24 protein-coding genes, 1 pseudogene and 1 other annotated feature are annotated in these 21529 nt (G+C 55.1%); of the genes and pseudogenes, 9 read left to right on the top strand and 16 right to left on the bottom strand.

What is annotated here, in order from left to right; translation table 11 throughout:
- Window positions 1-5 precede the first annotated feature (5 nt).
- Window positions 6-873, top strand: a pseudogene (locus ACOTZD_RS00415) (ion transporter).
- A 31-nt stretch (window positions 874-904) separates the two neighbouring features.
- Here ACOTZD_RS00415 and ACOTZD_RS00410 read toward each other — a convergent pair.
- Window positions 905-1234, bottom strand: coding sequence for an HI1450 family dsDNA-mimic protein (locus ACOTZD_RS00410; RefSeq protein WP_003856748.1), 330 nt, complete (start codon window positions 1232-1234; stop codon window positions 905-907).
- A gap of 33 nt (window positions 1235-1267) precedes the next feature.
- Window positions 1268-2728: a cardiolipin synthase gene (gene cls, locus ACOTZD_RS00405; protein WP_003856750.1), complete on the bottom strand. Its 1461-nt coding sequence runs from the start codon at window positions 2726-2728 to the stop codon at window positions 1268-1270.
- 143 nt (window positions 2729-2871) lie between these two features.
- Between cls and ACOTZD_RS00400 the strand changes: the two genes are divergently transcribed.
- The 4 genes from ACOTZD_RS00400 to leuE all read left to right on the top strand — a co-directional run bounded on the left by ACOTZD_RS00400 (window position 2872) and on the right by leuE (window position 4417).
- Entirely contained in the window at window positions 2872-3045 is a 174-nt protein-coding gene (locus tag ACOTZD_RS00400; RefSeq protein WP_017384232.1) for a YciY family protein, read from the top strand.
- Window positions 3046-3163: 118 nt separating this feature from the next.
- Window positions 3164-3292 carry a KPN_01571 family protein gene (locus ACOTZD_RS00395; protein ID WP_210911827.1) on the top strand — a complete coding sequence of 43 codons (129 nt, stop codon included), beginning with the start codon at window positions 3164-3166 and terminating at the stop codon, window positions 3290-3292.
- Window positions 3293-3303: 11 nt separating this feature from the next.
- Window positions 3304-3714 carry an Exc2 family lipoprotein gene (locus ACOTZD_RS00390; RefSeq protein ID WP_003856751.1) on the top strand — a complete coding sequence of 137 codons (411 nt, stop codon included), beginning with the start codon at window positions 3304-3306 and terminating at the stop codon, window positions 3712-3714.
- A 67-nt stretch (window positions 3715-3781) separates the two neighbouring features.
- Window positions 3782-4417, top strand: a complete 636-nt coding sequence (gene leuE, locus ACOTZD_RS00385) for a leucine efflux protein LeuE (protein ID WP_022651359.1) — start codon at window positions 3782-3784, stop codon at window positions 4415-4417.
- Between the two features lie 33 nt (window positions 4418-4450).
- Here the strand turns inward: leuE and ACOTZD_RS00380 are convergent, their stop codons facing one another.
- Window positions 4451-4747, bottom strand: coding sequence for a YciI family protein (locus ACOTZD_RS00380; RefSeq protein ID WP_003856755.1), 297 nt, complete (start codon window positions 4745-4747; stop codon window positions 4451-4453).
- 221 nt (window positions 4748-4968) lie between these two features.
- Between ACOTZD_RS00380 and tonB the strand changes: the two genes are divergently transcribed.
- Window positions 4969-5697 (top strand): TonB system transport protein TonB, encoded by a 729-nt coding sequence (tonB, locus tag ACOTZD_RS00375; RefSeq protein ID WP_017384230.1) that lies wholly within the window; start codon window positions 4969-4971, stop codon window positions 5695-5697.
- 38 nt (window positions 5698-5735) lie between these two features.
- Here tonB and yciA read toward each other — a convergent pair whose 3' ends face one another.
- The 5 genes from yciA to ACOTZD_RS00350 all read right to left on the bottom strand — a co-directional run bounded on the left by yciA (window position 5736) and on the right by ACOTZD_RS00350 (window position 10323).
- Entirely contained in the window at window positions 5736-6131 is a 396-nt protein-coding gene (gene yciA / locus ACOTZD_RS00370; protein WP_023314256.1) for an acyl-CoA thioester hydrolase YciA, read from the bottom strand.
- A 98-nt stretch (window positions 6132-6229) separates the two neighbouring features.
- Window positions 6230-8416 (bottom strand): TonB-dependent siderophore receptor, encoded by a 2187-nt coding sequence (locus ACOTZD_RS00365; RefSeq protein WP_174402221.1) that lies wholly within the window; start codon window positions 8414-8416, stop codon window positions 6230-6232.
- A gap of 180 nt (window positions 8417-8596) precedes the next feature.
- On the bottom strand, window positions 8597-9136 hold the full coding sequence (locus ACOTZD_RS00360; RefSeq protein ID WP_003856762.1) for a septation protein A: 540 nt from the start codon (window positions 9134-9136) through the stop codon (window positions 8597-8599).
- Between the two features lie 13 nt (window positions 9137-9149).
- The gene (locus tag ACOTZD_RS00355) at window positions 9150-9893 is read right to left on the bottom strand and encodes a YciC family protein (protein WP_003856765.1); all 744 of its coding nucleotides are present in this window, start codon (window positions 9891-9893) and stop codon (window positions 9150-9152) included.
- Between the two features lie 25 nt (window positions 9894-9918).
- The gene (locus ACOTZD_RS00350) at window positions 9919-10323 is read right to left on the bottom strand and encodes a YkgJ family cysteine cluster protein (RefSeq protein ID WP_174402222.1); all 405 of its coding nucleotides are present in this window, start codon (window positions 10321-10323) and stop codon (window positions 9919-9921) included.
- 282 nt (window positions 10324-10605) lie between these two features.
- Between ACOTZD_RS00350 and ompW the strand changes: the two genes are divergently transcribed.
- Window positions 10606-11238: an outer membrane protein OmpW gene (ompW, locus tag ACOTZD_RS00345; RefSeq protein WP_017693317.1), complete on the top strand. Its 633-nt coding sequence runs from the start codon at window positions 10606-10608 to the stop codon at window positions 11236-11238.
- A 286-nt stretch (window positions 11239-11524) separates the two neighbouring features.
- Here the strand turns inward: ompW and yedF are convergent, their stop codons facing one another.
- The 8 genes from yedF to trpL form a co-directional block, all read right to left on the bottom strand.
- A complete protein-coding gene (yedF, locus tag ACOTZD_RS00340) occupies window positions 11525-11758 on the bottom strand; it encodes a sulfurtransferase-like selenium metabolism protein YedF (protein ID WP_003856774.1) in 234 nt (77 codons plus the stop codon).
- Window positions 11755-12966, bottom strand: a complete 1212-nt coding sequence (yedE, locus tag ACOTZD_RS00335) for a selenium metabolism membrane protein YedE/FdhT (protein ID WP_110108473.1) — start codon at window positions 12964-12966, stop codon at window positions 11755-11757. The genes yedF and yedE overlap by 4 nt, the downstream gene beginning before the upstream one ends.
- Window positions 12967-13140: 174 nt before the next feature.
- A complete protein-coding gene (gene trpA, locus ACOTZD_RS00330) occupies window positions 13141-13950 on the bottom strand; it encodes a tryptophan synthase subunit alpha (RefSeq protein ID WP_032609356.1) in 810 nt (269 codons plus the stop codon).
- Window positions 13950-15143: a tryptophan synthase subunit beta gene (trpB, locus tag ACOTZD_RS00325; protein ID WP_174402223.1), complete on the bottom strand. Its 1194-nt coding sequence runs from the start codon at window positions 15141-15143 to the stop codon at window positions 13950-13952. The genes trpA and trpB overlap by 1 nt, the downstream gene beginning before the upstream one ends.
- A gap of 10 nt (window positions 15144-15153) precedes the next feature.
- Entirely contained in the window at window positions 15154-16512 is a 1359-nt protein-coding gene (gene trpCF, locus ACOTZD_RS00320) for a bifunctional indole-3-glycerol-phosphate synthase TrpC/phosphoribosylanthranilate isomerase TrpF (protein WP_003856781.1), read from the bottom strand.
- A 3-nt stretch (window positions 16513-16515) separates the two neighbouring features.
- Entirely contained in the window at window positions 16516-18111 is a 1596-nt protein-coding gene (gene trpD, locus ACOTZD_RS00315; RefSeq protein WP_017384223.1) for a bifunctional anthranilate synthase glutamate amidotransferase component TrpG/anthranilate phosphoribosyltransferase TrpD, read from the bottom strand.
- A complete protein-coding gene (locus ACOTZD_RS00310; protein WP_099543743.1) occupies window positions 18111-19673 on the bottom strand; it encodes an anthranilate synthase component 1 in 1563 nt (520 codons plus the stop codon). The genes trpD and ACOTZD_RS00310 overlap by 1 nt, the downstream gene beginning before the upstream one ends.
- Before the next feature lie 23 nt (window positions 19674-19696).
- Window positions 19697-19791 (bottom strand) — a sequence feature (Trp leader region).
- Entirely contained in the window at window positions 19768-19812 is a 45-nt protein-coding gene (trpL, locus tag ACOTZD_RS00305) for a trp operon leader peptide (RefSeq protein WP_071524153.1), read from the bottom strand. Its footprint overlaps the feature before it by 24 nt.
- A gap of 127 nt (window positions 19813-19939) precedes the next feature.
- Here trpL and rnm point away from each other — a divergent pair, with 127 nt between their 5' ends.
- Window positions 19940-20833 (top strand): RNase RNM, encoded by an 894-nt coding sequence (gene rnm / locus ACOTZD_RS00300; protein WP_023314252.1) that lies wholly within the window; start codon window positions 19940-19942, stop codon window positions 20831-20833.
- Complete coding sequence (locus ACOTZD_RS00295) at window positions 20830-21450, top strand: L-threonylcarbamoyladenylate synthase (RefSeq protein WP_003856793.1); 621 nt, start codon at window positions 20830-20832, stop codon at window positions 21448-21450. The genes rnm and ACOTZD_RS00295 overlap by 4 nt, the downstream gene beginning before the upstream one ends.
- The last annotated feature ends 79 nt before the right edge of the window (window positions 21451-21529 follow it).

Genomic DNA, 21529 nt, shown 5'->3' with positions numbered 1-21529 from the left:
CTGACATGATGTCAGCCCTTATTTTTCGAGGTTAATGTGTCGCGATTATTCACGTCGGCCCGTCAGCGGCTGTATCACCTTTTATTTGATCCTGAGACGGTTTCCGGTCGCCGTTTCGAAGGCCTGTGTGGTTTATTTGCCCTGATTAGCGTCATTATTATCTTTATCGAATCCGGCGCCGGAACGCAGTACCATATGACGTATGAGGAGTGGCACGTTTTCGTCTGGCTGGAATTGATTGTCACGCTGGTGTTTACCGCGGAATATGTGCTGAGGGTCATTAGCTGGCCAAATCCGGCGAAATACGTTTTCAGCTTCTGGGGATTTATTGATTTAGCCACCATCCTGCCGCTGTATGTCATGTGGCTGTGGCCTGAGATCAGTCTGAATTATGTGTTTGCCTGGCGCGCAATGCGGGCGATTCGCGTGTTACGAATTCTCAAACTGCTGCGCTTTATGCCGTCGCTGCGGGTTTTTTGGGTCGCCATTGTCAGCGCTCGCCACCAGCTGATTCTCTTCTATTCGTTTATTGCTATCGTGATGATCGTTTTTGGCTCCCTGATGTATTTAATCGAAGGGCCAAAATACGGGTTTACCACGCTTAATGCGTCTGTTTACTGGGCTATCGTCACGGTGACCACCGTGGGCTATGGCGATATTACCCCGCATACGCCGCTCGGACGTATTGTGGCATCGGTTCTTATCCTGATCGGCTATTCAGTTATAGCGATACCAACGGGGCTAATTACCACCCATATGAGCAGCGCCTTCCAGAACAGCAAGCAGCAACGCAAATGTCCGAATTGTCAGCAGGGGAATCATGAACCCGGCGCGCGGTTTTGTCACCGCTGTGGAAATGCCTTACCGGATTAAATAAAAAAGGCTGCGCGGGCAGCCTTTTTTATTATTCGCGCCAGAGAATATGGCACAGTTTGTGATCTTTCTCGCGGCACAGCAGGACGCGGGCAAAGATGTCGTTAATTTCTCCGCCGTCTTCATCTGCCAGGCCAATCACCACCTCTGCGAAGAAGTCCGGGTTGAGGTCAAAATCGACGTGTTCGGCCCAGTCTTCAGCCGGATCGAACAGCTCAGCACCGCCACGCTCTTCAAATTGCAGGTTGAAAAGAATGACGTCAGCAGGGTCGAGATTATCGACCGCCAGCTCGAGAAAAATATCGTAGGCCTGTTCGAGCGTTTCGTCTTCGGTCAGGCGATTGTTCAGATCCATTTCCATGATGACTACCTGTTAAACATCGTTGGGCACGTTTTACAGCAATGGGCTAAAGAAGTAAAACAGTCGTTCGGCAATTCGCTGCCACAGCGGACGTTTCGCCCACAGTCTGGCGTCCAGCAGGCGTGAGCGGGAGATATAATCGTCCTGAACCGCTGCCAGATCGCCACCGAACCCGGCGTCATCAATGACCAGCGTAATTTCAAAATTCAGCCATAGACTGCGCATATCGAGGTTAACGGTGCCCACCAGGCTCAGCTCTCCGTCCACCAGCACGCTCTTGGTATGTAACAGCCCGCCTTCGAACTGATAAATTTTAACGCCTGCGGCCAGCAGCTCACTAAAGAACGCGCGGCTTGCCCATCCCACCAGCAGCGAATCGTTCTTGCGCGGCATAATAATGCTCACATCCACTCCGCGCTGTGCCGCTGTACAGATGGCATGCAGAAGGTCGTCGCTGGGAACGAAATAGGGCGTGGTCATGATCAGATATTCCCGCGCGGAGTAGGCGGCGGTCAGCAGTGCCTGATGGATCAGATCTTCCGGGAAGCCAGGACCGGATGCGATAGTGTGGATAGTGTGCCCGCTGGCTTCCTCAAACGGCATGATATTGCCATCCGGGGGCGGGGGAAGAATGCGTTTACCGGTTTCAATTTCCCAGTCGCAGGAGTAGACGATACCCATTGAGGTCGCGATCGGTCCCTCCATCCGCGCCATCAGATCGATCCATTGCCCCACGCCGGAATCCTGCTTGAAGAAGCGGGGGTCAACCATGTTCATGCTGCCGGTGTAGGCGATATAGTTATCGATCAGAACCATTTTCCGGTGCTGGCGGAGATCCATGCGGCGCAGAAAGACGCGGAAAAGATTCACTTTCAGCGCCTCGACCACCTCGATACCGGCGTTGCGCATCATGCCTGCCCACGGGCTACGGAAAAAGGCCACGCTGCCGGCGGAGTCCAGCATCAGGCGGCAGTGGATACCGCGACGTGCAGCGGCCATTAGTGATTCGGCGACCTGGTCCGCCATGCCGCCCGGCTGCCAGATATAAAACACCATCTCGATATTATGCCGTGCGAGCTGGATATCACGGATCAGCGCCTGCATCACATCATCGGAAGAGGTCATCAGTTGCAGTTGATTACCTTTTACCCCAGCAATCCCCTGGCGGCGTTCGCACAGCTTGAACAGAGATGCGGCCACGCTGCTGTTCTCTTCAGCGAAGATATGCTTGCAGGCTTTAAGGTCGGCAAGCCATTTCGCCGTGGAGGGCCACATGGCGCGGGCGCGTTCGGCGCGGCGTTTACCCAGATGAAGTTCACCGAAAGAGAGATAGGCGATGATGCCCACCAGCGGCAGAATATAGATAATCAGAAGCCAGGCCATGGCGGAAGGTACCGCTCTGCGTTTCATCAGAATGCGCAACGTCACCCCGGCAATTAACAGCCAGTATCCTAAAATGACCAGCCAACTCACCACGGTGTAGAAGGTTGTCATAAATAAAAAATCCTTTTGAAAGCGTATTGTTATGAGTTTACGCATCAGGATTCATCTGGCAAATAAAAACACCAGATAAAAGCGCTGGTTTGCCGCCTGCTTAGGCATATAATGGCATCTCTGTTAGAGAAAGAGTTGTAGACATGAAGCGCAGTAGAACTGAAGTTGGGCGCTGGCGCATGTTGCGACAGGTGAGTCGTCGTAAGGCTCGTTGGCTGGAAGCACAATCCCGCCGCAATATGCGTATCCACGCCATCAGAAAATGTGGCCTGAACAGACACCGTAACGCGCTGTTGTTCGCGGTCCAGGACATCTGAAAAGCATGAAGGGCACCGTAAAGGTGCCCATTAAACATCCAGGCTATCAATTTTTGCAGTCTCTTCCCATCTGCTTTCCGCGATATACTGAGTCCCCTTAACGTCATGATATTAAAAGATGAATCCTTATCTCTGGATTTTTATTGTACTTTTGGCGCTGGATGCGCTCAGGGAAGATTTAGGACTTTCGTCATTTTCCTCATTGGCAGATTATGTTTTCGCATGCGGAATACATTGGCTTTATTAAAGGAACAAAGGATGAACGGAAAAGTAATGGCAGCACTCTTTGGGATTGCGATATTAAGCGGTTGTGCCAGCAGCAAAACCTCACCCGAACGGCACGCGTTTTATTTCGTGTCGCATCAGTCCAGCTTTACTGGCGGCAATTACACCTCCAGCGTGCAGAAAAATTATCAGCTGAACGTGGCGCAGTTCCGCGAGCTTTATGCCCGGGGCAAAGCTGACCGCGCGGAAGGGCGGACTCAGGCTGAAGCCAGTGAATACGCACAAAGCATTCGCGATCAGCTAAAAGAAAATGCGACGTCTCAGGAATTGTTCGCAGGCAACACGAAGGATAAATGGTCATCGGACATGGACAGTAAAGACGCCATATTATTTGGCAACGAACTGGCCGCGACTTATCTTGATGGCTATAACGGCGTACAATAGCGCAACTGATTAAGGGGATACCGTAATTACCGGTATCCCCGCTGTTTTTGAGCGAAAGGAGTGAGACGTGTTTGCGGAGTTTGGTGTACTGAATTTCTGGACCTATGTTGTCGGCGCATTTTTTATCGTGCTGGTTCCAGGACCGAACACCTTGTTTGTGCTGAAAACAGGGATTGGCCACGGCGTTAAGAAAGGCTATCTGGCAGCCACCGGTGTGTTTATTGGTGATGCCGTGCTGATGTTTCTGGCCTGGGCGGGCGTCGCCGCGTTGATCCAGACCACTCCGGTATTATTTAATATTGTCCGCTATCTGGGCGCGTTTTATCTGCTGTGGCTGGGCGGGAAAATGCTCTGGTCCGTTATGATGCGTCAAAAAAATGCGCACGAAAGTAGCGCCGAACCGGCAAGCGCAATCCTTAAGCGTTCGCTGGTGCTGAGCCTGACGAACCCGAAAGCGATTCTCTTTTACGTGTCGTTCTTCGTACAGTTCATTGATGTCAATGCGAAGAATACCGGCACGTCGTTCCTGATCCTCGCCACAACGCTTGAGCTGATCAGCTTCATGTACATGAGCTTCCTGATTTTCTCAGGCGCGTTTGTCACGCGTTACCTCAAAACCAAAAAGAAACTGGCGAAGCTGGGGAACGGGCTGATAGGTCTGCTGTTTGTCGGATTTGCGGCGAGGCTGGCGTCGCTGCACTGAATGAAGAAAAGGCTCCCGAGGGAGCCTTTCGTTTCAGAATACTTTTTTATACGGACGAACCGTGACTTTCTCGTACACGCCGGCTGCGACGTACGGGTCTGCTTCTGCCCAGGCCTGCGCGGCTTCAAGAGATTCAAACTCGGCAATCACCGTGGAGCCGGTAAAACCCGCCGCGCCCGGATCGTTGCTGTCAACGGCAGGCATCGGGCCTGCGGTCAGCAACCGACCTTCATCCTGTAGCAACTGTAAACGCGCCAGATGGGCAGGGCGAACGGAAAGACGTTTTTCCAGAGAATCAGGTACATCTTCAGCGTAAATCACGTAAAGCACGGCAAAGCTCCTTAACCGGTAAAAGTGACAATTACGTTATGTGAAAGCACAAATGACTGCAATGTAAAGATAATAACAATGTTAAAACCCTGATCTGGATGCCCCTTTTTTGCCCTCATGTACGCTTAAATTGCGCCATGACAAAGTGTCTTATTGAATATGATTGCTATTTGCATTTAAAATCAAGGTTCGGTTTTTTAACGTTGATGATTATGACTTCGATGACCCTTGATTTACCTCGCCGCTTTCCATGGCCGACGCTGCTTTCCGTCGTTATTCACGGTGCTGTCGTGGCGGGTCTGCTCTATACCTCGGTTCATCAGGTTATTGAAATGCCGGCGCCAGCGCAGCCAATTTCTGTGACCATGGTATCGCCTGCGGATCTTGAGCCGCCGCAGGTTGCGCCGCCGCCGCCACAGCCCGTTGTTGAACCCGAGCCGGAGCCAGAGCCCGAGCCGGTTCCTGAACCGCCGAAAGAAGCGCCGGTGGTGATCCATAAGCCGGAGCCGAAACCTAAGCCGAAGCCAAAACCCAAGCCGGTCAAAAAGGTTGAAGAACGTCCGAAACGCGAAGTGCGTCCGGTTGAGCCACGCGCCACGCAGCCGGTTGAAAATGCCGCCCCGTCACGTCCGCTGATGAATAACACCACGACCGCGACAAAACCGACGGTAACGGCGCCAGCAGGCCCGCGCGCGCTGAGCCGTAACCAGCCGCAGTACCCGGCACGTGCTCAGGCGTTACGTATTGAAGGGCGTGTACGGGTGAAATTCGACGTTACGGCCGATGGACGTGTCGATAACGTGGAAATCCTGTCCGCACAGCCGGCGAATATGTTTGAACGTGAAGTTAAATCGGCCATGCGCAGGTGGCGCTATGAAGCCGGTAAACCCGGCAATGGGTTGATTGTGAACATTGTCTTCCGCCTGAACGGCGGGGCACAGATGGAATAAAAGAAGCCTCCGCAAGGAGGCTTTTTTTTACCTGAGGATCAGCTCCGTGGAAGCTGGCGGGGCTTACCGTCGCTATCCACCGCCACATAGATGAACAATGCCTCCGTCGCCTTATAGCGCTGACCAATCGGTTCAGAAGAGACTTTTTTCACCCAGACTTCAATGTTGATGGAGACAGACGTAGTGCCGCGTTTTACGCAGCGTGCATAACAGCACACCACGTCCCCCACCGCGACAGGACGCAGGAAGGTCATGCCATCGACCCGGACGGTTACCACGCGCCCGTGTGCAATCTCTTTTGCCAGGATTGCACCGCCCATATCCATCTGCGACATCAACCAGCCGCCAAAAATATCGCCATTGGCATTCGTATCCGCAGGCATTGCCAGTGTGCGTAAAACCAGTTCGCCCTGTGGGGCGTCATTTGTTGTCATTGTTTTTAAACTCGTAACTGAAGACTTCAGGCGGGATGCTACTATGATTTCTGGCTGGAGAGAATAGGGTTAGCGCCCGCAGAGCAGGCGCCTTAGGGTCAGAAGGACAGGGTCACGCCTGCGTAATACGCACGGCCTGGTTCGTTATAGGTCGATGCACCGTCATTTTCACGGTAAATCTGCTTGTCAAAGAGGTTGCTGATGCCGGCATTCAGGCGCAGGTTTTTGGTCAGCTGATAGTTACTGCCGATACCCACGATGGAATACGCGCCGATCTCTCTGTTGGACATCGCATTTTCCTCTTTGCGGATTTCAGCGTTTTCTCTGGGCTTCTGGCGGCCGTACATCGTCCAGCTTACGTTGGCTGAAAGCTTGCTGTTAACCTCCCAGTCCAGCATGGTGTTGACGGTATATTTGGGGATAATCGACAACGGATTACCGGTGTCTTTACTTTTAGACTGAATCATATACGTCGCATTAGTACGCCAGGTTAGCGTGTCGCGAATAACAGGGACGGTGAGGTTGCCTTCCAGCCCTTCAACAACGGCCTTACCGCCGTTCTCCCATTGCAGGATATTTGCGCCGCTGCTTGTCTGGCCCAGCACGTCCGTTCCTGAAACGATCTTGTTTTTGTAATCGTTGCGGAACCAGGTTATGCCCGCCTCGTAGCCTTCCAGCGCAAAGGCCAGGCCAATCTCTTTGTTCACGCTGATTTCAGGATCCAGATCCGGGTTACCTAACAGGTAACAGCTTCCTTCGGAAACGTTGTTCGGGCAGCCATTACCGCGGGTGGAAAGCAGATAGCCTTCGCTGGATTGATACAGATTTGGCGCTTTAAATACCCGAGCGATACCCGCTTTAACCTTGAACATGTCACCCAAATCCTGGGAGACGTTCAGGCTAGGGCTCCAGTTGCTGCCGAACTGATTGTGATAATCAAAGCGGAGCCCTGGGATCAGGTTGGTGCCCTGACGCGCTTCAATATTGTCCTCAAGATAGATGCCAGTGAGGTCAGCGCTGTTTTTGCTGTTGCGCTCAGAAGCCGTACCGGGAACGCCGTTAATCACTTCTCCCGACACATTTGTCGCCTGCATTGAGGCCGGATCGTTCAGTTCATCACGGTTCCATTCTGCACCCACGGTTAGCGTCTGTTCGACCAGCCAGAAGAAAGGAATGTTCAGCTCACCCGTTGAACGGTATGACTCCAGCCGGCTGGTATCGTATTTATCGCTATTGATCATCCCCTCAACTTTGCCCGTAGAGCCTTCTTCCAGGCGGGTGTTGTTGGTCTTTTCATAATAGACACCGAACTTTGACTGACCCCAGTCCCAGATGCCGTTGTGCGTAATGCCATAAGACTGGCGGTACATTCGGTTGGTTTCGTGTCCATACAGGGACGACACCAGACCGTCAGGGCTGACGTTGCTGTTGCTGTATTGAGTATCACCCGCGTAGATATTGCCCTGGCGGCTGTAGCTGTAGTCGAAATCGATAATCTGCTGTGGCGTGAGTTTCCAGGAGAGCAGGGCATTGATGTCCTTGTTGCGCACGCCTTCACGTCCGGCGGCGTAAGAGCCATTTTGCGCGGTGTTGATGTCCTGAGCATCTGCGTCAGTTTTATTGATATTCCCGTACAGGCGCATCGTTAACGCATCGCCCGCAAGGGGGCCGCTCAGATCAAAATTAGCGCGTTTTGTCGACCCCTCTTTATCATTTTCAGGCTGGTTAGTGTACAGGGAGAGTGAGCCGTGCCAGTCGTTGGTCGGGCGTTTGGTAATGATGTTGACGACGCCGCCGGCCGCCCCCGAACCATAGCGGGCGGCAGCAGGTCCCCGGAGCACTTCAATGCGCTCAACCATCTCTGGCGGAACCCAGTTAGTATCCCCGCGGGTGTCGCGCTCCCCGCGCCAGCTGTAGCGCACCGAGTTACGTGACGTCACCGGCACACCGTCAATCAGAATCAGCGTGTTCTCCGGCCCCATACCGCGGATGTCGATCTGGCGGTTGTTACCGCGGCTGCCTGTCGCGCTGTTTCCGGTGAGGTTAACCCCGGGCATTTTGCGAATAATTTCTGAAAGATCGTTAACCGGTGGATCCTTTTCTATGTCCTTTGCCGTGATGATGGAAACCCCCGGCTGTTGCTTCAGCGCCTCTTCAGCGGTGGCCTGAACAACCATTGTTTCACCATCGGTGAGAGTCTCTTCCGCTGCGTGTGCGCTCTGGTATAGCGTTGAAAAAATGGCGAGCGTAAGTGTAGCCGGGGCAAATCTTATTATGTTATTCATCAACTCATTTCCATTTGTTAAAAATGCGATGACGAATATTAATGATAGTCATTCTCATTACAATAAAGTGACAGCAATCTCCATAAAATCTTCATGATTCAGACATTTTCGCAGGAAGGATGTAGAGAAAAGAGAAGGCGGGAAAAGAGGCCAGACCGCGTGGCGATCTGGCCAGAAGGATCAGTGCTTGTCATCCTGCGGCATGTGGCGATAAATATAAACGCCGCTGAGCAGGGTGAAGATAAGAGTCAGCGCCGTCAGGCCAAACACCTTGAAGTTGACCCAGATATTCTGCGGGAGCCAGAATGCGATATAGATATTCGCCAGACCACACAGAATAAAAAATAGCGCCCAGGCGATATTCAGACGCCCCCACACAGCCTGCGGCAGGGTCAGTTCTTTCCCCAGCATGCGCTGGATCAGTGGCTTCTTCATCACCCACTGGCTGATGAGGAGTGCGCCCGCAAACAGGCCGTAAATCACCGTGACCTTCCATTTGATAAATTCATCATTGTGGAAGAACAACGTCAGACCACCAAACACCGCCACCATCAGGAAGGTGATGAGCGCCATCTTTTCAACTTTGCGATAGCGAACCCAGCTGTAAATCAGCACCACAGCCGTTGCCACAATCAGCGCCAGCGTGCCGGCATAAATGTCGTACAGCTTATAAAAAGCGAAAAATACGATCAGCGGTAAAAAATCAAGAAACTGCTTCATTCTGCGATCCCAGTTACTGACGAATTAACATGTACAGGCGGAACAAATAGACCAGCAGCACGGCTGAAATCAGATTGCTCAGCGTATTGGCGACAACCGCTCCGACGTTTGGCGTTAACACCGCAAAATTCGGCGCAAACAGCAACAGCAGAGTCTTGGCCAGCAGCCAGCTGATAACGGCCGGGGCGACCAGTCGCATATTGGCCCATGCGAGCCTGATGCTGCTGCGCATGGCGGTGAAAATGCCCAGTTTGTCCTGCACAACCATTACTGGCGCGAATGAAAGCACGATAGCCAGCAGCACGCCCGGAACGACCACCAACATGATCCCCATCTGGACCAGCAGCGTGGTCAGGAAGATGAGGATAAACAGCTTTGGCAGCACCGGAGCACTGGCCCCGATTGCACGTAACGCGCTGACGCGTTGGCCGGCAGATACCAGTTGGATCATCAGCAACACGCCACCCGCCAGAATGGCGTTGCCAATCAGACCCGAGAAGGTAGATGCCGCAGATGCGCGCAGCAAGATTTGCTGTTGCTCTGGCGTCATATTCTGCACAAGGTCAAACAACCCTGCGCTGCCTGCAAGATGATCCCCCTGGCTCAGCGTGGCAATCTGTTCATCACTGGGTGAGAACGCATGACCCAGCACCACCGTAATAAAGGCGCACAACAACGCGATCAGTAAAAAGGTAATGAACTGATTGCGGAAAAAATTTCCCGTGTCACGGTAGACAGACTTCGCCGTGATAGACATGCACTCTCCTTGAGTATTGCAGGTGTTAATTAGCCGGCAATTGTACACCGGATAACACGCTGGTGGCAGCATCAAGGCTTGTATGGAAAAGCATATCTTTGTAAAGCGGCGGTAATCCATAGCGGGCGCGGGCGCGATTGCATGCCTCATTGACCTGCCCATCCTCTCCCGACATCGCGAAAGTGCGACACGGGCTGGGGCGATCCGCGTAAATGGAGCAGCGGGTGGATACCCCAGGTTCACCTTCCAGTGCCACACAGCGGCTCTGTTTTTGATTGGTGCCGCGCATACAGCGCAGAAAAGGGGTTAAGGGTTCAGTGAGATCGACCGGAACGGTGCCGCCGCCATCGCTGGCTTCAGCCCAACAGAAAGAGACTCGAAAATACGCACAACAGGCTCCGCACGTCATGCACGGGTTATGATCACTCATGGCACACCTGCAAAAGTAGAACGCATCAAATCACATTGTGAGAGCGATAAATTATCCAGCCGCTACAGGAAGCGCAAGAGAGGGAAAACAGAAAATTTTGTAACCATGAAATGCCAAAAATTGACGCGGTAACAACTTATTGCTTTATGAGGTGTCACCAAAAATTAACCTAGATCAATGAATGTTAACTTACTGGTTTTAATGTGATCTGTGTTAGATCACTTATTACTCATTTGTGAGTATATTCTCCTCCGCAATTAAAACCACAACGATGGAGCGGATATGAAAAAATTAGCGGTGGCAGCCCTTATCTTAAGCAGTCTCTCTGGCGGCGCTTACGCGCATGAAGCAGGTGAATTCTTTATTCGTGCCGGTTCGGCAACGGTACGTCCAACGGAAGGGTCCGACAATGTGCTGGGTATGGGCGGGTTTAACGTCAGCAATAACACCCAGTTAGGCCTGACGTTTACGTATATGGCAACGGATAACGTTGGCGTCGAGCTTTTAGCCGCCACGCCATTCCGTCACCGCGTCGGTTTAGGACCGACCGGGGACATTGCCACGGTGCACCATTTGCCACCAACGCTGATGGCGCAGTGGTACTTCGGCGATTCCAGCAGCAAGGTGCGCCCTTATATTGGTGCAGGCGTTAACTACACCACCTTCTTTGATGAGAAATTTAACGATACCGGTAAAGAGGCCGGGCTCTCCGATCTCAGCCTGAAAGACTCGTGGGGCATGGCGGGACAGGTTGGTCTGGATTATCTGATTAATCGTGACTGGCTGATCAACGCCTCTGTCTGGTATATGGACATTGATACGGACGTGCGCTTTAAAGCTGGCGGGCAGCAGCAAAGTATCAATACCCGTCTGGATCCGTGGGTATTTATGTTCTCAGCAGGCTATCGTTTCTGACAGAAGATATATCCCCTGTCAGCCGGTGATTGCTGTATGGTGGTTGTTCCACACACCTGTCTGGAGGGGATATCCCCAACATCAAATTTGAGTGTCCGGTTTGTGCAGGTAAACAGTTTCAGTTCACGACGTTCAGCCCAGCACATAGCCTACCTCACGGTGCTATCTGTTCCGTTTGCGGAACACGTCTCACCATTCATTCATGCCTGCCGAAGCTCAGACGACGACGGTGGCCAAAGCCAGTAAACTAGAAAAGGCCTCTGAGAGGCCTTTTTCGATCGTGAAATCACTTCTGAATTAAATAACGAATGGTTGGTCCGTCCTGCTGGATATCCAGCACGGTATAGCCGTGATTTTTGGCATCAAGCGGAATGTTATTGATCGACTGGGGGCAATCGCTCACCACTTCCAGAATTTCACCTTTCTTTAGCTGCGGTAGCGCTTCAAGCGTGGCGACGGCCGGGTAAGGGCAAGGTTCACCCACCATATCGAGACGATAATCAGGCACGATCTCTTTCATGCGGCATTCTCCTGAGTTTCAGTTTTGGCGGTGGCGCGTCGGAAGAAGCGCTTCTCTTGTGCAACAACCAGTAAGAAGGCGATGAGCAGCAGGGCATAGGTCACCAGGAGCCCCCCGAGTGGACCAAAGGTTTTCAGCAGGTTGACCTTGTCCCAGTTTGTTGCCAGCACCGGAGAGACGTCATCCCAGTAGCAGGCCAGAAGGGTAGAGCCAATCACGTTACCCAGACCCACCCACCAGTAATGCACCTGGCCTTCCACAGCGCGATACATCCAGCCGGTTTCACACCCGCCCGCCAGCACAATGCCAAAGCCAAACAGCAGCCCGCCAATCACGGCATTTGGGCCCGCCCACATAATTTTTGGCTCCACGCCGAGCTGAACATAGCTGAAGATGCCAATTGCGCTCACGGCCATGCCGGCAATGATCGCCTTCGCCATCATGGTGCGTCCGGTGATCCACATATCGCGAAACGCGGAGGTAAAGCAGATCTGCGCGCGTTCGATCAGCAGACCAAAGCCGACGCCGAACAGCATGGCCAGACCGAGTTTGGGCTGATTCATTGCCGTGCAAATCGCCCAGGCAACCATAGCAAAAAAGACCAGCATACCGACGCGGAAACGACGACGCGCCTGATCGGGTTTTTGCGTTAACGGAGAGGCAGCGCTAACTTTCGTCATTTTCACCGGAATGCGGAACAGCGGCAGCAGGGTGAATTTAGCACCGAAGTAGGAGCCGATGGCGGTGGCGACGGCAAAGAACCAGGCATGCAGCGAGAACTGCGGAATGCCGGTAAAGAACGCGGCCAGATTACAGCCCATCGCCAGACGAGCGCCAAACCCGGCAATGATGCCGCCGACCACGGCCTGCATAATGCGGATGCGGCTTTTCGGCATGCGCAACTTAACGTTGTTGGCCCACAGCGCGGCCGCAAAACAGCCGCCGAACATGCCAATGATCATCATCCCGTCGATGCGGGTCAGCGGTGTGCCCTCAAGATGGATCAGTTTGAAGTAGCCCCACTCTTCGGCATGGACGCCTGCCAGCTGTAATAGCTGCCCACCCCAGCGGGTAAACTCGCCCGTAACAGCCCAGAAGGTGCCGGTAATACCGAAATAATAGGTAGAGAGAATGCCTGCCGCGATAACGGCCGGAACAGGTGACCAGAACTTAACCAGGTAAGTCTGTTTGAAGGAATACCATGACATGAATAACCTCTGAACTCAGAAGGGTAACGCTAAAAAGAGCCCAGATCATACGCTTACGCGAAAGTTTGGAAAGTCATTCACACCGAAAATATCGACAGGATCAATTTTGACCTGCTTCTTTCAGCAAGAGAGGAGGGAAAACCGCCTGACGCCGGGGCCAGACGGTGTTAACGGTTACGCCTTGCGCGTGGCCGCTTTCATGGATGTGACGAATGCGTGTAATTCAGCCAGCATCTGCTGTGGCTTATCCACGTTCTTCTCGATAATTTTCACGATAGCCGAACCCGAAATGGCCCCGGCGGCTTTCGCGTCAATCGCCGCAGTAACCTGATCCGGTGAGGAAATGCCAAAGCCCTGAAGCGGCGGTGCAGCATGGTATTCTGCAAGCTTCTCCACCAGATGATGCAGCGGCAGCGCGGCTTTGTTTTCCGCACCGGTGACGCCCGCACGGGAGAGCAGGTAGGTGTAACCTCGTCCGTAAGAGGCAATCTGGCGCAACAGATCGTCATCGGCATTCGGTGGACAGATGAAAATCGGCGCGACGTTGTGGCGCATTGCCGCCTGACGGAATGGCGCAGACTCTTCAACGGGCACGTCAGCCACCAGCACGGAGTCAACGCCCACGCGGGCGCACTCTGCGTAAAACGCATCAATACCGCGGCTGAACACCAGGTTGGCGTACATCAGCAGGCCGATCGGAATGGTCGGGTGCTTCTGACGGATCGCCGCCAGCATTTCAAAGCACTGGCTCGGCGTCACGCCCGCGGCAAACGCGCGTAGCGTTGCGTTCTGAATGGTCGGGCCATCCGCCAGCGGATCGGAGAACGGAATACCGAGCTCCAGCGCGTCGGCACCGGCATCAATCAGGGTGTCGATAATCTTCAGCGACTGCTCCGGGCCGGGGTCGCCCAGCGTCACGAAGGGAACGAACGCGCCTTCCTGGCGGGCTTTCAGTTGTGCAAATGCGTTGTCGTAGCGTTCCATCAGATTTCCCCTCGTGCTTTCAGAATATCGTGAACGGTGAAGATATCTTTGTCACCGCGACCGGAAAGGTTTACCACCAGCAGCTGCTCTTTTTCCGGGTTTTCCTTCATCATTTTCAGCGCGTGCGCCAGCGCGTGGGAAGACTCCAGCGCCGGGATGATCCCTTCATTGCGGCACAGCGTTTTGAAGGCCTCCAGCGCTTCGTCATCGGTGATGGAGACATAATCCGCGCGGCCGGTGCTGTTCAGGAACGCGTGCTGCGGCCCTACGGACGGGAAATCCAGCCCGGCAGAGATCGAGTAAGACTCCTCAATCTGCCCTTCATCGGTCTGCATCATCGGGGCCTTCATGCCGAAGTAGATCCCCACGCGGCCATGCTTCAGCGGCGCACCATGCTCGCCCGTTTCAATGCCGTGGCCGGCAGGCTCAACGCCAATCAGCCCAACGCTGGTTTCGTCGATAAAATCGGCAAACATGCCGATGGCGTTAGATCCGCCGCCAACGCAGGCGATCACCGCATCCGGCAGGCGACCCTCTTTTTCGAGGATCTGCGCTTTAGTCTCTTCGCCGATCATGCGCTGGAATTCACGCACGATGGTCGGGAACGGGTGCGGGCCCGCGGCGGTACCGAGCATGTAGTGGGCGGTTTCGTAGCTGCCAGACCAGTCGCGCAGCGCTTCATTACAGGCATCTTTCAGCGTGGCAGAACCGCTGTGCACCGGGATCACTTCCGCCCCCATCAGACGCATACGGAACACGTTCGGCGACTGGCGCTCAACGTCCTTCGCCCCCATGTAAATGCGGCATTTCAGGCCGAGCAGGGCGCTGGCGAGCGCTGAGGCCACACCGTGCTGCCCCGCGCCGGTTTCGGCGATGATTTCGGTTTTACCCATCCGCTTCGCGAGCAGCGCCTGGCCCAGCACCTGGTTAGTTTTATGCGCGCCACCGTGCAGCAGATCTTCACGCTTAAGATACAGCGTAGTTTTAGTGCCTTCGGTCAGGTTGCGGCACCTTGTCAGCGCCGTCGGACGACCGGCGTAGTTTTTCAGCAGGTCAGTAAACTCCGCCTGAAACGCCGGATCTTTCTGTGCGCTCACGAACGCTTCTTCCAGCTGGCGCAGCGCGGGCATCAGGATTTGTGGGACATACATCCCACCGAACTCACCAAAATACGGGTTAAGTAATGTCGTCATCTTCTCTTCCTTAATATGCACGCAGAGTTTTAAATACCGATGCCAGCTTGCTGGCGTCTTTAATGCCCGGTTGGGACTCTACGCCTGAATTGAAATCGAGGCCGGCGCAGCCGGTTTTGGCCGCTTCCACACAGTTATCGGGGCTTAATCCCCCCGCCAGCAGGACATTGTCCAGCACTTCGCCACGCAGCAGTGACCAGTCGAAACGCTGCCCCGTGCCGCCCTGGCCGTTGTCGAGCACGTATTTATCAACATGCTTCAGGTTACGCGCGGGCAGGGTGGCGCCAACGCTTTGCGCTTTCCAGATCTGAACCTGAGGCGCCAGAGCATGTCGCAGAGCATCAATGTACGCCTGATCTTCATCGCCATGCAGCTGAACCGCGCTCAGGGATAACGCGTCCGCTTTAGCCGCAACGTCGTTAATATCCGCATCGCGGAACACGCCCACGTAGTTCAGTGGCGCAGCCGCCATCACCTTGCGCGCCTGTTCCTCATTAACGGCGCGAGGAGAGGACTCAACAAAGATCAGACCACCATAGATTGCGCCCGCTTCATATGCGGCCTGCGCATCCTGTTCACGGGTCAGGCCGCAGACTTTGTTCTCACCCAACAGCACGCGGCGCACGGCCGCATTAAGATCGTCGTGTTCCATCATCGCGGAGCCGATCAGGAAACCGTTGGCAAAGTGGCTGAGTTCGCGCACCTGAGCGTAGCTGTTTATCCCGGATTCGCTGATCACCGTGACGCCCGCGCCCAGACGCGGCGCAAGCTGGCGCGTACGGTTGAGGTCAATCGACAGGTCGCGCAGGTCGCGGTTGTTAATGCCGACCACTTTGGCTTCCAGCGCGATGGCGCGCTCCAGCTCCTCTTCGTTGCTCACTTCGGTCAGCACGCCCATATTCAGGCTGTGCGCGACGGCGGAGAGCTGGCGATACTGCTCGTCATCCAGCACGGAGAGCATCAGCAGGCAGGCATCGGCCTGGTAAAAGCGCGCCAGCCAGATCTGATACGGGTCGATAATAAAGTCTTTGCACAGAATCGGCTGCGGCGCGATGCCGCTGACTACGGGCAGAAAATCGAAGCTGCCCTGAAAATATTTCTCATCCGTCAGCACAGAAATGGCAGACGCATGATGCTTGTAGATACCGGCAATACGCGCCGGGTCGAAATCGTCACGGATCACGCCTTTGGACGGAGACGCTTTTTTACACTCCAGAATAAACGCGGTACGCGCGCCCTGGAGCGCATCATAAAAACGACGGCTGCTCGGAACGACGTCATTCTGAAAACTGGCGAGCGGCTGCTGTTGCTTGCGGGCTTCCACCCAGATGGCCTTATCGGCGACGATTTTCGCTAAAACGGTCTGCATTATTTACCCTCTTGCCGCAAGTGCGGTAACGCGATCGTAAGCTGCACCGGAGCGCAGTACGTCCAGAACTTTTTGGGCGTTGGCTTTCAGATCTTCCTCGCCATGTAAACGCATCAGCATGGCTACGTTGGCCGCCACGGCGGCCTCATGGGCGGCCTCACCTTTACCTTGTAATAAGCGCGTGAGAATGTCACGGTTTTCTTCCGGCGTGCCGCCCGCCAGGGCGTCCTGATGGTACGGGGTCAACCCGAAGTCAGCGGCCTCAAGCTGATAGTTCAGCACTTCGCCGTTATTCAGTTCCGCCACCAGCGTGGGCGCATGCAGGGAAACTTCATCCATCCCGCCGCTGTGTACCACGGCGGCGCGTTGGTAACCGAGGACGCGCAGCGTCTCCGCAATCGGCAGGACCAGCTCCGGGCTGTAAACGCCAATCAGCGCCAGCGGCGGGTGCGCCGGGTTAATGAGTGGACCGAGCACGTTAAACAGCGTGCGGGTTTTAAGCTGCTGGCGAACCGGCATCGCGTGGCGGAAACCGGTGTGATACTTCGGCGCAAACAGGAAACAGACGCCCAGGTCATCCAGCGCTTCACGGGAACGCTCGGCGTTCATGTCCAGGTTGATACCGAAAGCTGCCAGCAGGTCGGACGATCCTGAACGGCTGGACACGCTGCGGTTGCCGTGTTTCGCCACTTTCAGACCGCATGCCGCGGCCACAAAGGCGCTGGCGGTGGAAATATTGATACTGTTACTGCCGTCGCCACCGGTCCCGACAATATCGGCAAACGGGTAGTCCGGGCGCGGGAACGGGGCGGCATTTTCCAGCAGCGCGGTTGCCGCCCCGGCGATCTCCTGCGGGCTTTCGCCGCGCACTTTCATGCTCACCAGCGCAGCGGCCAGCTGCTCAGGCTTCAGCTCGCCGCGCACGACGGCGGAGAACAGCTGGTGGCTCTCCTGCTGGCTCAGGGTCTGAGCCTGATACAGTTTTTCCAGAATCGGTTGCAGGGTGTTGGTCTGCTCCAGCTTTTGCAGCGCCCAGTCGAGCGTTTGCTCCAGCAGGCGCGCGCCGTTGGACGTCAGGATAGATTCCGGGTGGAACTGCATCCCGCAGACGCGATCCGCATCATGACGCACCGCCATCACCATCCCTTCAAACGAGGCGTTAATGGTCAGCCCGGCCGGAATGTTGCTGCCAACCAGCGAGTGGTAACGCGCTACCGGAAGCGGGTTCGGCAGCCCGGCAAACATCGCCTGACCGTCATGTTCAATACTTGACGCTTTGCCATGCAGGATCTCCCCCGCCTGACCCACGTAACCGCCATAGGCTTCGACAATCGCCTGATGGCCAAGGCAGATGCCGATAATCGGCAGCTTGCCGCGCATACGGGTCAACAGCTCAGGCATACAGCCTGCTTCGCTCGGTGCGCCTGGGCCCGGGGAGAGCATCAGCACCGGGTTTTGCATGGTCGCCAGACGGTCAATCAGCGTCTGGGCCGGAACGTGGTTGCGATAGATAACAACGTTGTGACCATTCGCACGCAGCTGATCTGCCAGGTTGTAGGTAAAGGAGTCGATATTATCGAGCAGCAGAATGTCAGCCATCAGAAAATCTCCTGTGCATGGTGTGCGGTAGCAATGGCGCGCAGTACCGCGCGCGCTTTACTGCGGGTTTCGTCGGCTTCCGACTGCGGAACAGAATCCAGCACAATTCCGGCCCCGGCCTGGACGGTGGCAATGCCGTCCTCAACGTAGGCGGAGCGGATCACGATGCAGGTATCGAGGTCACCGTGAGCGGTGAAATAGCCCACGGCACCACCGTAGCTGCCGCGACGGCGTCCTTCCGCTTCGGCGATCAGCTGCATAGCGCGGACTTTCGGCGCGCCGCTCAACGTGCCCATGTTCATGCAGGCGCGGTAGGCGTGCAGGACGTCGAGGTCGTGGCGCAGCTCACCCACCACGCGGGAGACCAGGTGCATGACGAAGGAGTAGCGGTCGACTTTGGTCAGGTCCGCCACGTAGCGGCTGCCAGGCGTGCAAATGCGTGCCAGATCGTTACGCGCCAGGTCAACCAGCATCAGGTGTTCGGAGAGCTCCTTATGGTCGGTACGCATTTCCAGTTCAATGCGGCTGTCGAGATCGCGGTCCAGGGAGCCATCGGCACGACGGCCGCGTGGGCGGGTTCCCGCTATCGGGTAGATCTCAATCTGGCGGCTGGTGGCGTCGTACTTGAGGGAGCTTTCCGGCGACGCGCCAAACAGGGTGAAATCATTGTCCTGCATAAAGAACATGTAAGGGCTTGGGTTGCTCTTTTTAAGCACATCGTAAGCCGCCAGCGGCGACGGGCAGGGCAGTGAGAAGCGACGGGACGGCACCACCTGGAATATCTCCCCGGCACGAATCGCTTTTTGCATCTGACGCACCACCGCGCCGTACTGATCGTCGGTCTGACTCACCTCGCAGGTCAGCTTTTCAACACGCTGCACCGGGAGCGCGGGCGGTGCTTCCGACATCTGCTGTTGCAGTTGGGCGATGCGCTGCGCGAGGCGATTTTTCTCAGACGCAGACGGCGTGAACAGGCTGGCCTGGATGCGGGTGTATTTTTTCTGATGGTCGATCACCAGCAGGGTTTCGGCCAGGTAGAAGCAGTAGTCCGGGCAGCGGTTACCCTGCTCGGTTTGGGGTAAATCTTCAAAGCCAGCAACCAGGTCGTAAGCAAACAGCCCGCCAAAGAACATTGCTTCGCGCTCATCTTCCGGTACGGCCACCAGATTTTGCAGCAGACGGAAGGCGTCAAAAACGGAGAGCGAGCAGAGGCGAGCATCCTCATCCAGCAGCTGGCTTACCGGTGGGAAATGCAGAATTCTCAGGTCCGGATGACGCTCATTTTCAATACCTGAAGGCAGAGCCGCATCCAGTAGCGGCAGCAGCGACGCGCCATTCTCAGATAACGCCTTAATAGTGACGGTGTCACCCGACGCGGTAATGCGCAACGCGCTGTCAACCAGCAGCAGGCTTTTGAGATCGTCCTTGCTGTCGATGTCAGCAGATTCCAGCAGCAGCGTCGCGGGACGTGCGCCGCACACCTGATGAAACAGCGCGGTAGGGTTATGGCGATAGGCCGCCTCGCAGGTCAGCAGTTCGAGGTGGGGTTTGGCTGTTTGCATGTTGTTGTTCTCATATTCTGTTCAAAAAAAAGCCCGCTGGGTAGCGGGCTGGGTATCTGTTTGCTTATCGCAGACGCGTGACACTGCCCGAAGATCAGGAAGTACGCCACCAACCGTGCAGAGCGAAATGTGCTGTCATTTTCAGATACCTTTCTCGTGTGAACTTGCGTACTAGTTAACTAGTTCGATGGCGTGTTGTCAACCCCTGATTTCAGTATTTCACGGTTAGTCGGTATCATAGGGGCTTCGGATGTCTCCAACCTGTTATGGGAAGTGCTTTGAGCGATACCACCTACGCCGTAATTTATGATTTACACAGCCATACGCAGGCTTCAGATGGCCTGCTGACACCCGAAGCTCTGGTCCATCGCGCCGTTGAAATGCGTGTCGGCACGCTGGCAATAACCGATCACGATACCACTGACGGCATTCCCGCCGCGCGCGCCGAGATTGTCCGCAGCGGACTGGCGCTGGATCTGGTGGCCGGGGTTGAGATCTCGACGGTCTGGGAAAACCACGAAATTCATATCGTTGGCCTGAACATCGATACAGAACATCCGGCCATGCGTGCTTTTTTGCAAGAACAAAAAACACGCCGCAATCAACGCGCGGAGATGATTGGCGAACGTCTGGAAAAAGCGCATATTCCCGGTGCGCTGGAAGGCGCGCGAAAGCTGGCGAACGGTGGGGCGGTGACGCGCGGCCATTTCGCCCGTTTTCTGGTGGACGCTGGTAAGGCGACGACCATGGCGAATGTCTTTAAAAAGTATCTGGCGCGCGGGAAAACCGGATACGTTCCCCCACAGTGGTGTACAATAAAACAAGCTATTGATGTGATTCATCATTCTGGCGGTAAGGCCGTGCTGGCCCATCCGGGGCGGTATAATCTTTCTGCTAAATGGCTGAAAAGACTGCTGGCACACTTTGCCGAATGCGGCGGTGAGGCGATGGAAGTTGCCCAGTGTCAGCAGGCACCCAATGAACGTTCGCAGCTCGCGACCTACGCCCGTCAGTTTGGCCTGCTTGGCTCACAGGGTTCAGATTTCCATCAGCCCTGCGCGTGGATTGAACTGGGGCGCAAGCTCTGGTTACCCGCGGGCGTTGAGCCTGTCTGGCAGCTCTGGGAACAGCCACAGCAAATTGAAGAGAGGGAAGTATGAGTCAGTTTTTCTATATCCATCCGGATAACCCCCAGCCACGGCTGATTAATCAGGCCGTGGAGATCGTCCGCAAAGGCGGCGTTATTGTCTACCCAACCGATTCTGGCTACGCGCTGGGCTGTAAAATTGAGGACAAAGGGGCGATGGAGCGCATCTGTCGCATCCGCCAGCTGCCGGACGGCCACAACTTTACCCTGATGTGTCGCGATCTCTCTGAACTGTCGACCTACGCTTATGTTGATAACGTGGCCTTTCGCCTGATTAAGAACAACACGCCCGGTAACTACACCTTCATTCTGAAAGGGACAAAAGAGGTGCCGCGTCGTCTGTTGCAGGAAAAACGTAAAACCATCGGCATGCGCGTGCCGTCGAACCCGATTGCCCAGGCGCTGCTGGAAACCCTCGGCGAGCCGATGCTCTCCACATCGCTGATGCTGCCGGGCAGTGAGTTTACCGAGTCCGACCCGGAAGAGATCAAAGATCGTCTGGAGAAGGTGGTGGAGCTGATTATCCATGGCGGCTATCTTGGCCAGCAGCCGACCACCGTGGTGGATCTCACCGAAGACGCGCCAGAAGTCATTCGTGAAGGCGTGGGCGATGTTAAGCCTTTCTTGTAAGGGTGTAAGCAGATATACTACGCGGCCATCAAAGCAGGGCGCCGCCCTGTTTTTGACCTGATTCGACGCCTGTGAAGGC

It is taken from the genome of Enterobacter cloacae complex sp. SHL022, assembly GCF_049237785.1.
In the GTDB taxonomy this organism is placed as follows: domain Bacteria; phylum Pseudomonadota; class Gammaproteobacteria; order Enterobacterales; family Enterobacteriaceae; genus Enterobacter; species Enterobacter hormaechei_C.
Note: the sequence above shows the minus strand (reverse complement) of the source record. Positions and strands in the feature narration are given on the sequence as shown.

Bases quoted from the DNA above. Each gene is read 5' to 3' on its own strand.
- ACOTZD_RS00410 (WP_003856748.1), bottom strand. From the start codon at position 1,234: ATGGAAATGGATCTGAACAATCGCCTGACCGAAGACGAAACGCTCGAA.
- cls (WP_003856750.1), bottom strand. From the start codon at position 2,728: ATGACAACCTTCTACACCGTGGTGAGTTGGCTGGTCATTTTAGGATAC.
- ACOTZD_RS00400 (WP_017384232.1), top strand. From the start codon at position 2,872: ATGAAGCGCAGTAGAACTGAAGTTGGGCGCTGGCGCATGTTGCGACAG.
- ACOTZD_RS00395 (WP_210911827.1), top strand. From the start codon at position 3,164: ATGAATCCTTATCTCTGGATTTTTATTGTACTTTTGGCGCTGGATGCG.
- ACOTZD_RS00390 (WP_003856751.1), top strand. From the start codon at position 3,304: ATGAACGGAAAAGTAATGGCAGCACTCTTTGGGATTGCGATATTAAGC.
- tonB (WP_017384230.1), top strand. From the start codon at position 4,969: ATGACCCTTGATTTACCTCGCCGCTTTCCATGGCCGACGCTGCTTTCC.
- yciA (WP_023314256.1), bottom strand. From the start codon at position 6,131: ATGACAACAAATGACGCCCCACAGGGCGAACTGGTTTTACGCACACTG.
- ACOTZD_RS00365 (WP_174402221.1), bottom strand. From the start codon at position 8,416: ATGAATAACATAATAAGATTTGCCCCGGCTACACTTACGCTCGCCATT.
- ACOTZD_RS00360 (WP_003856762.1), bottom strand. From the start codon at position 9,136: ATGAAGCAGTTTCTTGATTTTTTACCGCTGATCGTATTTTTCGCTTTT.
- ACOTZD_RS00355 (WP_003856765.1), bottom strand. From the start codon at position 9,893: ATGTCTATCACGGCGAAGTCTGTCTACCGTGACACGGGAAATTTTTTC.
- ACOTZD_RS00350 (WP_174402222.1), bottom strand. From the start codon at position 10,323: ATGAGTGATCATAACCCGTGCATGACGTGCGGAGCCTGTTGTGCGTAT.
- ompW (WP_017693317.1), top strand. From the start codon at position 10,606: ATGAAAAAATTAGCGGTGGCAGCCCTTATCTTAAGCAGTCTCTCTGGC.
- yedF (WP_003856774.1), bottom strand. From the start codon at position 11,758: ATGAAAGAGATCGTGCCTGATTATCGTCTCGATATGGTGGGTGAACCT.
- yedE (WP_110108473.1), bottom strand. From the start codon at position 12,966: ATGTCATGGTATTCCTTCAAACAGACTTACCTGGTTAAGTTCTGGTCA.
- trpA (WP_032609356.1), bottom strand. From the start codon at position 13,950: ATGGAACGCTACGACAACGCATTTGCACAACTGAAAGCCCGCCAGGAA.
- trpB (WP_174402223.1), bottom strand. From the start codon at position 15,143: ATGACGACATTACTTAACCCGTATTTTGGTGAGTTCGGTGGGATGTAT.
- trpCF (WP_003856781.1), bottom strand. From the start codon at position 16,512: ATGCAGACCGTTTTAGCGAAAATCGTCGCCGATAAGGCCATCTGGGTG.
- trpD (WP_017384223.1), bottom strand. From the start codon at position 18,111: ATGGCTGACATTCTGCTGCTCGATAATATCGACTCCTTTACCTACAAC.
- ACOTZD_RS00310 (WP_099543743.1), bottom strand. From the start codon at position 19,673: ATGCAAACAGCCAAACCCCACCTCGAACTGCTGACCTGCGAGGCGGCC.
- rnm (WP_023314252.1), top strand. From the start codon at position 19,940: ATGGGAAGTGCTTTGAGCGATACCACCTACGCCGTAATTTATGATTTA.
- ACOTZD_RS00295 (WP_003856793.1), top strand. From the start codon at position 20,830: ATGAGTCAGTTTTTCTATATCCATCCGGATAACCCCCAGCCACGGCTG.